Origin of the sequence: Pseudomonas sp. EL_65y_Pfl1_R83, from assembly GCF_963970695.1 — a bacterium.
Classification (GTDB): domain Bacteria; phylum Pseudomonadota; class Gammaproteobacteria; order Pseudomonadales; family Pseudomonadaceae; genus Aquipseudomonas; species Aquipseudomonas tritici.
Map to the genome: position 1 here is coordinate 71,287 of NZ_CAXAQI010000008.1, position 14,989 is coordinate 86,275.

At 61.0% G+C, this 14,989-nt stretch carries 15 protein-coding genes and 1 pseudogene; 8 read left to right on the plus strand and 8 right to left on the minus strand.

Annotated features, from left to right (window positions below; all coding sequences use genetic code 11):
* Window positions 1–17 precede the first annotated feature (17 nt).
* Together AACY08_RS13730 and AACY08_RS13735 are read left to right on the plus strand one after the other, a co-directional pair.
* Entirely contained in the window at window positions 18–494 is a 477-nt protein-coding gene (locus AACY08_RS13730) for a MarR family winged helix-turn-helix transcriptional regulator (protein ID WP_062380616.1), read from the plus strand.
* Window positions 495–631: 137 nt separating this feature from the next.
* A pseudogene (locus tag AACY08_RS13735) lies at window positions 632–2,127 on the plus strand (aldehyde dehydrogenase family protein).
* A 49-nt stretch (window positions 2,128–2,176) separates the two neighbouring features.
* On the opposite strand, the gene feaR reads toward AACY08_RS13735, so the two are convergent.
* The 7 genes from feaR to AACY08_RS13770 all read right to left on the minus strand — a co-directional run bounded on the left by feaR (window position 2,177) and on the right by AACY08_RS13770 (window position 9,411).
* Window positions 2,177–3,076 (minus strand): transcriptional regulator FeaR, encoded by a 900-nt coding sequence (gene feaR / locus AACY08_RS13740; RefSeq protein ID WP_339469896.1) that lies wholly within the window; start codon window positions 3,074–3,076, stop codon window positions 2,177–2,179.
* Between the two features lie 23 nt (window positions 3,077–3,099).
* Window positions 3,100–4,221 (minus strand): MFS transporter, encoded by a 1,122-nt coding sequence (locus AACY08_RS13745; protein WP_339470047.1) that lies wholly within the window; start codon window positions 4,219–4,221, stop codon window positions 3,100–3,102.
* Window positions 4,222–4,347: 126 nt separating this feature from the next.
* Window positions 4,348–5,553 carry a multidrug effflux MFS transporter gene (locus tag AACY08_RS13750; RefSeq protein ID WP_339469897.1) on the minus strand — a complete coding sequence of 402 codons (1,206 nt, stop codon included), beginning with the start codon at window positions 5,551–5,553 and terminating at the stop codon, window positions 4,348–4,350.
* Window positions 5,550–6,398 carry an alpha/beta fold hydrolase gene (locus AACY08_RS13755; protein ID WP_339469898.1) on the minus strand — a complete coding sequence of 283 codons (849 nt, stop codon included), beginning with the start codon at window positions 6,396–6,398 and terminating at the stop codon, window positions 5,550–5,552. The genes AACY08_RS13750 and AACY08_RS13755 overlap by 4 nt, the downstream gene beginning before the upstream one ends.
* Window positions 6,399–6,464: 66 nt before the next feature.
* Entirely contained in the window at window positions 6,465–7,757 is a 1,293-nt protein-coding gene (locus AACY08_RS13760; protein WP_339469900.1) for an NAD(P)/FAD-dependent oxidoreductase, read from the minus strand.
* A gap of 58 nt (window positions 7,758–7,815) precedes the next feature.
* Window positions 7,816–8,238 carry a RidA family protein gene (locus tag AACY08_RS13765; protein WP_339469901.1) on the minus strand — a complete coding sequence of 141 codons (423 nt, stop codon included), beginning with the start codon at window positions 8,236–8,238 and terminating at the stop codon, window positions 7,816–7,818.
* 33 nt (window positions 8,239–8,271) lie between these two features.
* Window positions 8,272–9,411, minus strand: coding sequence for a tyramine oxidase subunit B (locus AACY08_RS13770; RefSeq protein WP_339469902.1), 1,140 nt, complete (start codon window positions 9,409–9,411; stop codon window positions 8,272–8,274).
* 183 nt (window positions 9,412–9,594) lie between these two features.
* Here AACY08_RS13770 and AACY08_RS13775 point away from each other — a divergent pair, with 183 nt between their 5' ends.
* The 6 genes from AACY08_RS13775 to AACY08_RS13800 all read left to right on the plus strand — a co-directional run bounded on the left by AACY08_RS13775 (window position 9,595) and on the right by AACY08_RS13800 (window position 13,934).
* Complete coding sequence (locus AACY08_RS13775; protein ID WP_339457087.1) at window positions 9,595–10,419, plus strand: AraC family transcriptional regulator; 825 nt, start codon at window positions 9,595–9,597, stop codon at window positions 10,417–10,419.
* A 149-nt stretch (window positions 10,420–10,568) separates the two neighbouring features.
* Entirely contained in the window at window positions 10,569–11,297 is a 729-nt protein-coding gene (locus AACY08_RS13780; protein WP_339457085.1) for a response regulator, read from the plus strand.
* Window positions 11,294–12,385, plus strand: a complete 1,092-nt coding sequence (locus AACY08_RS13785; RefSeq protein WP_339457083.1) for an ATP-binding protein — start codon at window positions 11,294–11,296, stop codon at window positions 12,383–12,385. Before AACY08_RS13780 ends, AACY08_RS13785 begins: the two co-directional genes overlap by 4 nt.
* Window positions 12,386–12,422: 37 nt before the next feature.
* Window positions 12,423–12,620 (plus strand): hypothetical protein, encoded by a 198-nt coding sequence (locus AACY08_RS13790; RefSeq protein WP_339457082.1) that lies wholly within the window; start codon window positions 12,423–12,425, stop codon window positions 12,618–12,620.
* A 55-nt stretch (window positions 12,621–12,675) separates the two neighbouring features.
* Entirely contained in the window at window positions 12,676–13,038 is a 363-nt protein-coding gene (locus tag AACY08_RS13795; RefSeq protein WP_339469903.1) for a hypothetical protein, read from the plus strand.
* A complete protein-coding gene (locus AACY08_RS13800) occupies window positions 13,026–13,934 on the plus strand; it encodes an ABC transporter six-transmembrane domain-containing protein (protein WP_339469904.1) in 909 nt (302 codons plus the stop codon). Before AACY08_RS13795 ends, AACY08_RS13800 begins: the two co-directional genes overlap by 13 nt.
* A 104-nt stretch (window positions 13,935–14,038) precedes the next feature.
* Here the strand turns inward: AACY08_RS13800 and AACY08_RS13805 are convergent, their stop codons facing one another.
* Complete coding sequence (locus AACY08_RS13805) at window positions 14,039–14,977, minus strand: helix-turn-helix domain-containing protein (RefSeq protein WP_339469905.1); 939 nt, start codon at window positions 14,975–14,977, stop codon at window positions 14,039–14,041.
* Window positions 14,978–14,989: the final 12 nt, after the last annotated feature.

Below are 14,989 nucleotides of genomic sequence, written 5' to 3' on the forward strand. Positions count from 1 at the left end.
CCCGACATGAGCAGACCATGAGCGCACCGAAAAAACACGCAGGCCGCTACGACCCCGGCAGCGAAGACTTTCACAAAGAGGATTTCCCGTTCTACTGGCTGGCCATGGTGCATGGTCGCTACAGCCAGTACATGGAAAAGGCGCTGAAAAAAATCGGCCTGGATATCCCGCGCTGGCGGGTGTTGTTCATTCTCAAAGAGAACGGCCAGTCGAGCATTTCCGAAATTTCCACCCACGCCATCGCCAAGCTCTCGACCATCACCAAGACGGTGTATCGCATGAAGGAAGACGGCTTGGTGGACACCGCGCCCTGCGAGGACGACGGCCGCGTGACGCAGGTGCGCATCACCGAACAAGGGCGTGAGGCGATTGAACGTATCCAGGTCGCCACGGGTGACGTGTTCAAGCGCAGTTTCACCGGCATGACCGAAGCGCAGATCCAGCGCCTGAACCGCATGCTCGAAACGGTTTTCGACAACCTTGGCGAACCCTAGATCAGCGGCGACACAACCTGTCAGGCATAACCAAATTCCTGGCAGGCTCGAACAAGCAGGCACGCGGGCATCGGTTTTTAATGCAAAGGTCTTTCGAGCGCCCCAGCGCGCGACGAATCCTTCATTGGAGCGCCACCATGCACATTGCCCTGCTGCCCTCAGTCGTTGCCTTCCTGGGTCGCGACCATTCCAACTTCATCAATGGCGCCGCGCACACCAGCGCGTCCACCCAGCGCATCGGCGTGGTCGATCCCGGAACCGGCGAGACCATCGCGCAGCTGCGTGACGGTCTCGCCGAGGATGTGAACCTGGCCGTCGACGGCGCCACCGCTGCCTTCAAGGGCGCCTGGGCGCAAGTCACCCCCTACCAGCGCGGCGTGCTGCTCAACCGCCTGGCCGATCTGATAGAGGCCAACGGCGAAGAGCTGGCGCAACTGGAAACCCTGAGTTCCGGCAAATCGATCAACCTGTCGCGGCATATCGAAGTGAGCCAGAGCGCCGTGTTCCTGCGCTACTTCGCCGGCTGGGCGACCAAGATCGGCGGCCAGACAATGACCCCGTCGTTCCCTTCAATGGCGGGTGAGCAGTACAGCGCCTACACCCTGCGCGAGCCGGTGGGCGTGGTGGCGGCCATTGTGCCGTGGAACTTCTCGCTTATGATCGGCGTGTGGAAACTGGGCGCCGCGCTGACCACCGGCTGCACGGTGGTGCTCAAACCCAGCGAATACACACCGCTGTCCCTGCTGCGCCTGGCGGAACTGGCGATCGAGGCGGGAATTGCGCCGGGCGTGATCAACGTGGTAAACGGGCGCGGCCAGGTGGGCCAGCAGTTGATCGAACACCCGGCCGTGCGCAAGGTGTCGTTCACCGGTTCGGTGCCCACCGGCATCGCGGTGGGCAAGGCCGCCATGGCGGCCGACCTGACCCGCGTCACCCTGGAGCTGGGCGGCAAGAATGCCGCCGCGCTGCTCGCCGATGCCAATGTCGATGACGCCGTAGCGCGCTTCGTGCAATCGGCCTATGTGCACCAGGGCCAGGTGTGCGCGGCCCCCGAGCGTTTGTTCGTGCACCGCTCCATCGTCGAGCAGGTGACGCAGAAGATGGCGGCGATGTTGTCGCAGATGGTCATAGGCTCGCCTCTGGATGAACAGGCTCAGTTCGGCCCGCTGTCGAACAAGCCGCACTTCGACAAGATCCTCGGCTTTTTCGACCGTGCCCTGCAGAGCAACCAAGTGATATGCGGTGCGCGTGCCGTGGACCGTTCCGGTTACTACGTGGAACCGACGCTGATCATCGCCAACGGCAAGGACGATCCGCTGCTGCACGAGGAAACCTTCGGCCCGGTGGTATGCGTGCTGGCGTTCGACGATGAAGAAGAACTGGTCACCTTGATGAACGACAGCCCGTTCGGCCTCACGGCCAGTATCTGGACCAACGACTTGTCCAGGGCCTTGCGCCTGATCCCGCGAATCGAGGCGGGGACGGTGTGGGTCAACATGCACACATTTGTCGACCCAAGCGTGCCATTTGGCGGGATGAAGGCGTCGGGCATGGGGCGTGAATTCGGCAGTGCGTTTGCAGTGCGTTTATCGACGACTACACCGAGCTGAAATCCGTGATCATGCGCTATTGACCACGCCGGACCTGTGGCGAGGGAGCTTGCTCCCACGCCGCATCCAGGCTCAGTGCCCGCGGCGCCTATAGCTGCTGGGTGTCAGCCCCGTCTGATTCTTGAACGTCTTGGAAAAATGCGCCGAATCGGCGAAGCCCCAATAGCTGCCGATCTCGGTGATCGAGCGATGTGCGCAAACGGGATCGCGAAGGTCCTGTGCGGCCTTCAACAGCCGCTCACGCAGAATATAGCGGCAGACGCTGTCGCCACTCACCTCAAACAACCTGTAGAGCTGGCGGCTGGAGATGCCCAGCTCTTCGGCCAGCGACGCCGGCGACAGCCGGGGTGAGTCAAGCCGCTGCTGGATGACGGATTGCACTTCATGCAGCTGCCACCCAGGGCAATGGTCGCTCGCACGGTACTCCAACACCGAGGCCAGCAACGCAACCAACGCCCTTTGCAGACCATCACCATCCTGCGGGCAAGACCACTGAGCCAGCTCACCCGCAGCGACCTGCCGTACCAGCGTGCCGAGCAGTTGGCCACACACCCCCGTGGTCGACAGCTTGCCGAAGCGGCTACGGTCCAGCCCCTTGAGCAACTCACACGGCAACGGGATCGACACATGGGCGAACAACCCTTTGGGGGTCATTTTCACCGCGCCGGAAAAGTCCAGCAAAGCCAAGTCACCTGCGTGCAGGTCAAGCACCTTGTCGCCCAGCTCAATGACCATCGAGCCCTGCTGCTGCAATACAAGAAAACACCGGGCCGATGAGCTGCGCCCGCTTGAGCGAGCGGCCTTGGCAATCACACTGGCATTGCTGCGAATGTGGGCGACCGCCGTGGTGCCCACCAGCGTCTGTTGCATTTCCCCGATGAAAAGGCTCTGGCAATGGTCATAGCGCGTGTCGAAACGACCGCAGGTCGCGCGCACACATTCGTTCCAGGTCGACAATGTTTGACCACGCATGGGTATTCCCCCTCTTCACTCGCTCACAATCCGGACATCACGGCGGTACCCGAAGCCTGGATGCGATGGAACGCCAACTGGGCTCTCAACACCGCCGCGCCATAGATGGCCAGCACCGCCACCGAACAGGCACCCGAGAACACCAACACCGCCGAGTAGCCGAATGCCTCGATCAGAAAACCACCGATGGCCGGCCCGAATGCCGCACCGAGGGACAGGCACAGCGCGCCCAGCGCGACAAGCTTGCCCGACAGGTCGAACTCAGCCATGACGCCGAAGGTGTAAGCCAGCACGAAGCCGATCGAAAAGAGAAAGCAAATAACGCCTACCACGTAGGTCGTCAGGGAAGAAAACTGCGCCAGTGCCACCAGGCCCAGTAACTCGGCGAGGATAACCACAGCCACCGGCATGAAGCGCCCCACCTTCAGGCCGATCGCCGACGCGATGAAGCCGCCGCCGGCATTGATCAAGAAACCCAGCGCCAGCACCATGCCGATGGTGTCGGAGGCCAGGCCGGTCTTTTTCCCCATAAGCTCCAGGAATGCCCACACCGACATGATGCCGGTCAGGAAAATCAGGCTGGCCACCAGGCTCAACCATACGATGATGCGACTCTCGGCGGTCGCAATCCGCCCGGCGTTCCCTGGCACCTCCAGCTGTCGCTCGCTACGGCGCGGTACCCAGGGCAGCGGCAGGATGCCCATCACCGCCATGGCAATGGCGATGGTGATCAGCATGCCTTCAAAGCCCCACACCGGCGCCACCGCCACGGGTAGCACGATGAGCAGGAAGGCGCCCGGCACGGTCTCGATACCCAGCTTGAAACCAAACGCACGCTCAGGCTGCGAACTGTCACCGAAGATCGTCATCGCCAAGGCATACAAGGCACCTGTCCCGGCGCCCGCCAGAGCCATGATCGCCAACAGCGCTTCATAGCTAGGTTCTCGCAGCACAAACAAGATCGCGCCCACCACCAGCGCTGACGAAAGTGCCGAAATGACCCGCCAACTGAGCCGGTGAATCCACAGCAGGGACGCCAGCCCGAACGCGCCAAACCCCAGGTTCATGGCCATGGCCAGGTTGCCCAGTTGGTGCTCGCCGAGCCCGAAACGCTCGGCAAACGCGCCAAACAGCACGGGCAGCACGTTCAATAACAAGGCACCTGCACCCGAAACCAAGCCTGCACACACATAGACAGAGGTCTTATCGATCGAATTTATTTTTGTAGTTTTCATCCAGGTATCCCGGTTTTTTTAAACAGAAGCTCACGCTTACTTAACGACGGCAGTCACCGCGCTAGCGCGGGCAGGCGTGCGAAGGGTCACGCAATACGCGACCAGCGAGCCCAGCCCGCAACACCCCACCACCCAACACATCGGCCAGGCGCTGCCATCAGCCAAATGACTGACCCACAGGCTGGCCAACGCCCCAGTGGCAAATTGCACCGAAATTCCCAGCGCCACGCTCGCGCCGGACTGGCGTGGAAACAGCATCATCAGGCTGGCCATGCAATTGGCGCCGATCAAACCGGTCACGCCCATGTACAGCACCATGCAACACACGATGCTCGCCAGCCCACCCCATTCGGTATACCCGACCAGCATCAGCGCCAGCCCTGCCCCGCTCACCAGCACCGCACCGACGCCTAGCATGCGTTGCGGCCCAAAACGACCCACCCAACGCGCGTTGATGAAGGTCACCAGGATGATGCCGAGGATGTTCAGGGCGAACAAAGCGCTGAACACCCGGGGCGAGACACCGAAATACACGACGTACACAAAAGGCGAAGCCGTGATAAAGGCGAACATGCCGCCAAACCCCAGGGACATGCACAGGATCAGCGCCATCGCCCTGGGTTGCCGGGCGATGGTCAGGTACGCCGCGAAGGCCGCCCCAACGGACGCCCCGCGATCCTGTACCGGTAGGCTTTCCTTAAGGGTCAGGGCCACCAGCAACAGGCACAGGCTGGACAGGATGAACAAGGTGGCAAAGATCGTGCGCCAACCCTGGATCAGCACCAGCCAGGTCCCGATCATCGGCGCGACCAGTGTCGCCATCATCGTCAGCACGTGCATCCACGACAGCACTTTGGCTGCCTCCGCCAGGCCTACCCTGTCCCGGGCGACGGCGCGTGCCAGCACCAGCGCGCCCGCGCCACCCAACGCCTGGAAGAAGCGCCAGGCAATCAGTTGCTCGACGCTACCGGCAAACAGGCAACCCAGGGTCGCAGTCGCGTACAGCACCAGACTGCCGAGCAGCAACGGGCGCCGGCCATAGCGGTCGGACAGCGGGCCGTAGCACAGCATGCCCAGGCACAGCCCGGCGAGAAACGCGCTGATGGTGTGCTGCACCTGCGCGGTGCTGGTCGACAAGTCATCGGCGATTTGCGGAAAACTGGGCAGGTAAGTATCAATCGAAAACGGCCCAAAGGCCGTCAGGGATGAGAGCAATACAATCAGACGTGCCCGCGGTTTCATCGGCCGGGAATCGCGAGGCCGTCAAGAAATACGATGACCAGCCGGTTGAACGTCTCGCCCTGGTCGTCGTGCACATAGTGGCTGGCGTCCGCGACTTCGGCCGTGCGCACGTGCGCATTGCTGTCGCGCATGGCTTGCAGCGTCGCCGCCGGCAAAAAGTCCGAGCGCATACCGCGAATGAACAATGTCGGACAATCCAGCGCGCGTACCGCCGGCCACAGATCGGTAGGCTCAATGCTCAGGCGCGCCTCGGCGATGCCTTGTTGATCGTGGCGCCAGGTGATCGCGCCCGCGCTGTCCTTCATCGAGTGCGCCAGCCGCGACGTCAGGCCCTGCGCCGACAAGCCAGGACGCGACGCCTGCCAGAACGCACGGGCGGCGTCCCAATTGTCGAAACGCAACGGGGTCTGGTTCATCTCGCGACGAATGCGCGCAGCACCGTCGCCCTGGCTGGAGGAACCAGGCCCGATGTCTTCGATGATCAGGCCAATCAAGCGCCCCGGCTGCTGCCGTGCGTATTCCAATGCGTTGGCGCCCCCCAGCGAGTGGCCCAGCAACACGAACCGCTGCAAGCCGACATAGGCGACAAAGTCCTGCAGGTCTTCCACATAGGACTGCGTGTGATAACTGTCGGCCGGTGCCCAGTCACTCAGCCCGCGTCCGCGCTGGTCCAGGGCATAGATGCAATAGCCATCGCCCAGCGCTTCTACCAGCGACTCCCAGGTCTGGGCGTAAGCGCGCAAACCATGCAGCAGCACCAGCGGCACGCCGCCCGGCTTGCCCCAGCGTAGAAAATGCAGACGCAAGCCTGCGCGATTGGTGAAAAAAATGCTGTCTGGGGACATTGTCTGGTTCCGCCGCTCAGTAAAGGAGAAACACCGTTTTTCTGGGACTGTTGCGGTGCATGTGATCTAGAAACGATCAAACCGATAAGGGCTCGGGTCGATGATCGGGGTATGCCCGCTGACGATATCGGCGGCCAAGTGGCCCGCCGCCGGCGAGGTGCCGAAGCCGTGCCCGGAGAAACCGGTGGCCACGGTCAGGCCGGGGATTTGCGCGACCGGACCAATCACCGGATTAGAATCCGGGGTGACGTCGATCGTACCGGCCCAGGCCTGGGCAGTCCTGGCGTGTTCGAACACCGGCCAGGCCGCCTTGAGGTTGTTCATCGCATCGTTATTGAGCCGCGGGTTGACCGCCGGGTCCTGTACGCGCACGCGTTCGAACGGGCTGACACTGTCGGCCGACCAACGTCGCGAAAGCACCAGGTCATTGAAGAAATACGTGCCCAGTGACACGTTCAATACGCTGCGCTGCGCGCGAAACTGCGGCATGTATTGCCTGGCCAGCAACAGGTGATCGAGGGTCAGGAAAGCATCCAGTTTACCGCGCTGGGTGATGATGAAGCCGCCGTCCTTGTGCTTGCGAAACGAAAAGTCCGGCGCGCCCACGGCAATTTCGGTGGGGCCCTGCATCGGATGGGTGCGCAACACCGAACAGGTCAGGGCCAGGGTCGGCAACGACACCCCGAGGTTGCCCAGGAAGCGTCGCGACCACATGCCGCCAGCCAGTAACACCTGGTCGCAGCGGATCTCGCCTTTTTCAGTGACCACGCCGCTGACTTTGCCAGCGGACATCTGCAGCGTACGCACTGCACACTGCTCGATGATCACCACGCCCAGGGCCATGGCGGCCTTGGCGATCGCGCTGCTGGCCAGGGTCGGTTCGGCGCGCGCGTCGGAGGGTGTGTAGATGCCGCCGGCCCACTCACCGGCGCCGCCCGGCACTTTTTGTGCGATTTCGCGGTTGCTCAGCAGCCGAGAATCCAGTGACAGGTGCTCGACCGATTTGAGCCAACCTTCATGCATCGCCATTTGCGCCTCGTTGCGGGCGACGAACATGATGCCTTCCTGGCGATAGCCCACATCCGCACCGACGCGATCGGGCATTTGCGCCCATAAGCGGTCAGCGGCCAGGGCCAGCGGAATATCGTGGGCGTGACGACTGGTCTTGCGTACCCAGCCCAGGTTGCGTGAGGACTGCTCGCCGGCGATACGGCCTTTTTCCAGGACCACCACCGGGATATTGCGTTCGGCCAGTGTCAGTGCGGCAGTCAAGCCAATGATGCCGCCGCCGATGATGACGACGGCGGTCGTGGAGGGAAATTCGGTGGACGTATTCACGGGCGCAATAGTCGGGGCCATGATCAAGACTCGCAAAACAATAGAGTTCGGCCACGCGAGGACGCGGCCGCATAATGGGTCACTGCGACAGGCGAATCACTTCGACCTGGGCCTTGGAGGCGTTGCGATACGCCGTCACTTCCAGCTCCACCTTGTATACCGTCGAACCCAGCGGCGGGCAGGTGACGGTACTGGCTGGGTCGACACCACGGAACTTCTCGCCGATCAGGCCCATCACCGCTGGCACGTCCTTGGGGTCCTGGATAAATACCCGCGAGCACACCACATCGGCCAGGCTTGCATCGACGGCGGCCAGCGCGGTTTCGATGTTGGCGAATACCTGATGCGTCTGCTCAAGGATGTCCTCCGGGATCAGTTTCGTCTGCGGGTGGCGCCCGGCGGTATTGGACACATAGATCCAGTTGTCCACCATCACCAGGCGCGAATAGCTGGCCTGGTCTTCAAAGGGTGAGCCGGTCTTGAGCTTGATGATTTTGGTCATGTCGTAAGTCTCGTCAGTGGGTTAAAGGATGGCTTAGCGCAGGACGGGGGTTTCCCACAGGTTAAGCTTCACGCCGATGCCTTTTTCCACGGCATTGCGATACACCACGGTGCCCCAGGCCACGTCTTCCACAGGCATGCCGCCCACCGACATGATGATGATCTCTTTATCATTGCGACGGCCCTGGGCATCACCGGCGACGATCTTGCCAATGTCTTCGAGCTCTTCGGGCTGCATCGTGCCTTCGGCGATCATGTCCATGAACCGCACACCGATGACCGGCACGCAGTGGTGCGCAGGCTTGGGCAATTCTTCGAACCAGGCTTCGTAGAGGCCGGTGTTGTCCAGCACCTTGCGCACGTCGGCGCGCTCCATCCCCTCGTCCAACGAGCAGGATGCCGGCATGGCCATGAAGCAACCCGGCTTGACCCACTCGCGCTTCACAATTGGGTAGTTTTTGGGGTCACCTGTCTCACCGGAGCTACAATAAGTAACAAGGTCGGAACCACGGACCACCTCTTCGAGGCTGTCGACCACGGTGATCGTGGTCACCTGTGGGTAGGTGTCTTTCACCCAGCCAATAAAATCATTCAGGCTTTTCTCGCCACGACCCTTGATCTTCAAGGTATCGATATGCGGGCAAACGGCGATGAAAGCGGCGAGCGTGGTCTTGCCCATCACGCCAGGGCCGAGCAGGCCGACCACTTTCGAGTCCTTGCGGGCCAAGTGCCGTGCGCCCACGCCGGGGATCGCACCGGTGCGATACGCCGACAGCAGGTTGGCAGACATATGCGCCAACGGTGCGCCGGTGTCGGGGTCGTTGAGGGTGAACATCAGGATCGAACGTGGCAGGCCTTTTTCGCGGTTGGCGATATTGGAGCCGTACCATTTGACGCCTGCGGTGCAGAAGCTGCCGCCCAGGTAGGCCGGCATTGCCATCATGCGGCGGTCAGCGGTGGGCTTGGGCATGTTCGGGAAAGGCGAATCCTTCGGAAACACCACCATCGCGCCGTGAGAATCGTTGTTTGGTCCGGCCATGCGGTAGTCACCGCTATAGAGCAGGCCGAACATCTCCTCCATGGTATTCACACAGGCAAGCATGTCGGTTACGCCTGCGCGGATCATGTCCTGCTCGGACAGATAGATGAAGTCAATTTTTGTGGTAGTGGACATTATTATTCTCGACGGAAGATGAAGTCGCTGCGGTAGGCGCTGCTCCCACGCTATCGAGGTCGAGTATCAGTGAGTGTTTCAGGGCGGTATTGTAAATTTCGGACATCAAGCTTCGTCTCCGTCCGCAGAGTTGGCGCGATAAATGCGTGAATATTCCCGCATATCCCACGCCAAGGTCCGGCCATGCCCAACCTGTGTTCACCGCCGCTGCGGCAAACCGCTTACGAACAACCCTGGTTCGTACTCAACTCTTCACGGTATTCGGTAATGCCCTCCGAGCACCCGGCGATTTCGCATTTCTACGCCTTCGATGTCGCTCACTCGGCGGATCTGCTGGCGGTGCCGGACGGCTGCGTGGATATCGTGTTCGACTGTGACGCCACGCGCCCAAGTGTGAGGATTTGTGGTACCCCGCTGGAGGCGCAGCAGGTCGAACTGCTGCAGGGTCATCATTACTTCGGCGTGCGCTTTGCGCCGGGGGTTATCCCAGGTTTCATCAACGTTGTGGCCGAGGACCTGACCGAACAGGAATGGGATCTGCTGGAAGTGTCTACGTTTGCCCAGCGCATTTTCGAAAGCATCGTCCAGGCCCCGCAGTTGCAGGAGCAGATAAAGCTGTTCAGCGATTACCTGGCCCCGCGCCTCATCGGCCGAAGCTCCAAACTCACGACCATGGTCATCCAACAGGCGCTTGCGCATCGCGGTGACCTGCGTATCCAGCAACTGGAAGAACTCAGCGGGTACACCAGCCGCACGATTCATCGCCAGTTCAGCCAGGACACCGGCCTGTCGCCCAAGACGTTCTGCCGGATCATTCGCTGCCAGGCGGCGCTGGAAACCCTGAACACCCGGCACGATGTGTCGTTCTCAGACCTGGCCCTGGACCTGGGCTTTTCCGATCAGTCGCATTTCCTGCGCGACTTCAAGAAGCTGGTCAGTACGACGCCCTGCGATTACCAGCGCAAAATGCTGCAGAGCGCCTACGCCGAGCGCATCCGCTTCGCCTGAGTGCCCTCCCCCAGTTGCGCGAAAAAATAGTTCAGCGAAAAATTAATTCCCCTCTCCATCATTTCTCCATAAAACCTTCGCCGAACGTGCATGCTTGCGGTGCATCATTCAATCCGTTGCTAAAAAGCAGTGCACCCATCGAGCAGACCATGACTGAACCACTCCTTGCATCGCCCTCCAACCAGGCGCTGGTGCTGATCGCCGAAGACGAGCCGGAAATCGCCGACATCCTCACGGCCTACCTCAAGCGTGCAGGTTTTCGTACCGCCCATGCGCAGGATGGGCGTCGTGCGCTCGAACTGCATCAACTGCTCAAGCCAGACCTGGTGCTGCTCGATGTGATGATGCCCAAGCTGGATGGCTGGATGGTGCTGGCGGAGTTGCGTCATCGCGGTATCACGCCGGTGATCATGCTGACTGCACACGACCAGGACATGGACAAACTCATGGGCCTGCGCATTGGTGCGGACGACTACATCGTCAAACCCTTCAACCCGGCAGAAGTCATCGCCAGGATCCAGGCCGTGCTGCGCCGCTGCAGCGATCAAGGCCGTGGCGCCGACCACCGGGTGCTGCGCGTCGACGCCTTTGAAATCGACATCGACAGCCATGAGGTGAACGTACACATCGGCACGCAAAAACTGCCGTTGCACCTGACGGTGACCGAATTCAAGTTGCTCGCACAGCTGGCCAAGGCGCCACGCCGCGTGTTCAGCCGTGCCGAACTGCTGGTGCTCTGCTCGCCGGAGAGCGACAGCCTGGAGCGAACCGTCGACAGCCATATCAGCAAGTTGCGTCGCAAGATCGAAGACCTTGGCCTGCATGGCGTACCGGCCAGCATCCGTGGCGTCGGCTACCGGTTTGGGAGCCAGGCATGAAAGTCGCCAACAGTTTGAGCCGGCAGATTATCGTGTCGATGTCGGCCGTGGTGATGTGCGTGATCGCGCTTGCGCTGGTCGGCTCCTACATCTTCTATGCATTGCTCTGGACCTTTTCGCCGCCGACGGAGTTGGAGATGCAGTCGGATGAGTGGCTGCCCAGCAGCGTGGAATGGGTGTGGATGGGCTTGATTACCTGCGTCAGCCTGGGCGTCGGCGTGGCGGTGGCCGTCAAATTGTCCAAACGTATTCTGACACCGCTCAACTCGGTTGCCGTGAGCCTGCGCAGCCTGGCCGACGGTGACCTGGATGCCCGCGCCGTGGCGCCTGATCTTTCCCTGGGCGAAGCTGCCCTGTTGGTGGATGACTTCAATAGCATGGCGAACCGACTCAAACGCATGGCCGAGGAACAAGCCTTCTGGAATGCCGCGATTGCCCATGAACTGCGCACCCCGCTGACCATCCTGCGCGGTCGTTTGCAGGGGCTGGCCGAGGGCGTATTCGAACCGGACACCGCGCAGTTCTACAGCCTTCTGGGCCAGGTCGAAGGCTTGACCCGCCTGGTCGAAGACCTTCGCGTGGTCGGCATGGGCGACAACGGCCACCTGGAATTGGCGCTCAAGGAGGTGGAGCTGGCCGATGCACTGGAGGCTGAAGCGCGCTTGTTCGAGCCCAGCCTGAACAGCGCCGGTTTTGCGCTGCAATTAAACCTGCGCAAGGGCCCGGTGTACTGCGACCCCGATCGCATCTGCCAGGCTTTGCTCGCGCTGCTGGACAATATTCGCCAGCACGCCACACCGGGCACCGTCAGCATTGAACTGGGCGGTGACGAGCGAGGCCACTTCCTGAGGGTCGCGGATGAGGGTCCAGGGGTCGACGCAGCATTCGCCACACACATTTTCGATGCGTTTCAGCGTGGCGAAAGCTCACGCTCGCGTGCCCAAGGCGGCAGTGGGCTGGGCCTGGCCGTGGTGCGGGCAATTGCCCTCGCCCATGGCGGCGCAGTGACCTGTCGAACAGCGATAAACAGCGGCACGGTGTTTGAACTGAGTTTGCCATGCGGCGCCTTGTTTACTACTCAAGCCTGACAATCAATCAACAATTAATACCCTCTAAGGTGATGGCATGCGTCTCTCTATTGGCCTGTTCAAGAGAGCAATAAAATATCGCCACTTTGCCTTACTGGACATACACGGACGTTGCGTTGCTTTCATGAGTTGCGAAGGGATTCCTGCCAAGGGTGAATGGGTGGAAGTCAACGAAGTCAATCTCGCCTGGCTCAGCCAAACGCTGCCAGGCCAGGAGCGCCGGGGCCGCGAATAGCCGCATCGCCTGCCGCCTGTCTCTGATGTTTAACATTATTACGTGGATAACTGTTATGCCGACACAGCCTTCAGTTCGGAACACTATCGACCTTAAACTAGTGGAAGCGTCACTGACGCTCTACACGTTTAAATTGAGAAAGTTGCAACGTTTCTGGATTCCCCTGCAGAAGTACGCGCCGCAGTGTGTATTGGCGTTGTGGCTGATCGGCGTGTGCGTGTCTTTAGTGACGCTGTCGTATTACCACTGGCTGGTCATCGCCCCCGCTATTTGTCTGTTGATCACCGTGGAAATCATTATCGAAGAAATACAGATCGATCTTTTATTGATGACCGATGAAGCGCGATATCTGCTCGATGTCACCCGTGGCCTCTATCAGCGCACTACGCGCGCCGCAGGCGCCCCATGCAGCCCGTAACGCCGCCGATTCTGCTCGAAGAGAGTAAAAAACTGGGTCAGCAATCCGCCAGCCAGACCCTCAAGGCGATCGCCAAATCCTATCCCGGCAAACTGTTCGGCACCTTGTCGCTGGTCGCGTTGGAGAATGCTTTGCTGCTGGCCTACCCGTTGTTCGCCGGGTTTGCCGTCGACTCGATCATCCGTGGCGATGTCGGCAGTGCCGTGTGGTACGCCGCCGTAGTCCTCGGTTTCTGGGTGGTCGGCGCGGCTCGCCGGGCCCTGGATACGCGCACGTTCACGCGCATCTATGCCGACCTCGCGGTGCCGGTGATTCTCAACCAACGCCTGCAACGCCACAGCACCTCCAGGGCGGCGGCGCGAGTGGTACTGGCGCGGGATTTCGTCGATTTTTTCGAAAAGCATGTGCCCACCATCGCCACTGCGCTGGTGTCGGTTGTCGGCGCGGCGGGCATGCTGTTGGTGATCGAGCCCTGGGTCGGCCTGGCCTGCCTGCTCGCACTGCTGCTGTGCGTTACCCTTATGCCGGGCTTCGCGCGGCGCAACCAGCGCTTGCATGAGCGCTTGAACAACCGCCTGGAAAAGGAAGTCGGTCTGGTGGAAAAAGTCGGCGCCAACACCCTGCGCCGTCACTACCACGTGCTGTCGCGATTGCGAATCGGGCTGTCCGACCGCGAGGCCGTCGCCTTCCTGTCCATTGGCTTGCTGGCGGCGCTGCTGTTCGTGGTTGCCATCAGCCAACTGGCCTTGGCGCCGCAGGTAAAGGCCGGGCATATCTATGCGGTGATGACCTACTTGTGGACCTTCGTCAGTTGCCTGGATGAAGCGCCGTCGACGATCGACCAACTGGCGCGGCTCAAGGATATCGGCAAGCGCGTGGACCCGGGGCTGGCTTAAAGCCTTGGCAGATGGGCGATGCACGTTGCACCCCTGTGTGTTTCCTTGCGTCATCCTGGCAACGTTGAAGATCTTCCCGCATTGGCGCGCGCTTTGTCGTGTCATTACGACGCTCGGCGCGTTTCGGACGGCGATTCGCCGAACAACTCACGGTAATGCGTGGCGAAATGGCTCAGGTGAAAAAAGCCCATCGCCACGGCAATCTCACCGATGTTTTTCTCGCTCGCAGGGGTTGCGATCAACTGTCGCCTGACGGCGTTGAGGCGCAAATTGCGCAGGTACTCGACCGGTCGCATATCGGTGACGGCCTGGAAACTATTTTGCAGGGTCCTGCGACTGACGTGCAGCTGCTCACACAGATCAAGAATGCTCAACGGCGTATCGCCGCTGGCAATGATCAATTCCTGGCTGCGCCGGACCAGGTAGGCACTGACGGCGAAATTGCCACGTCGGCAACGCACCTCGTCGCTGGCGTGGCTGAACAGATCGAGGAACGCGCCAAGCAATTCATCTTCCAGCATCTTTTCCGAGGCCGGGTTTATAGCGCCTGCATGTTCCAAAAAGTGACGAAACAGCGGGTGGATGCGCTGGCGAATGCGCAACAGTAACGTTTCATCCACGCTGAGCGCAGACACGCTGGTCAAGCGTTTGAGCTGGTCGTTGGAGAGTTCGAAGGCGGCCAGTTTGGCAAAGCGCACGGCATCGACATTGAGTGCGAAAAAGTGCGTGCCTTGCGGCGCATGCAACACGAACTCTTCGCCGTCACGCAACAGCACCACGCTTTGCGCGCTCACCTGCTGGCCTTGAACCACCGGCGGGCTGCCCAGTGACATGGCCGCACACAAGCGACCCTTGGGCGAGCGGCCATGCTGTACCACACGTTTATCCAGCACCTCCTGGAATATCTGGAAACGATCGCCGGACAACTGCCACAGTTCGCTGGTCAGGCAACCGCGACCGAGCTGGTCATAGACCTGCTGCCAACCCTGGATCGAGCCGGCGTGCTGTTGAGAGTCATTGAAGGTACGGACTTCGGCGAGCATATGCGTGATTCC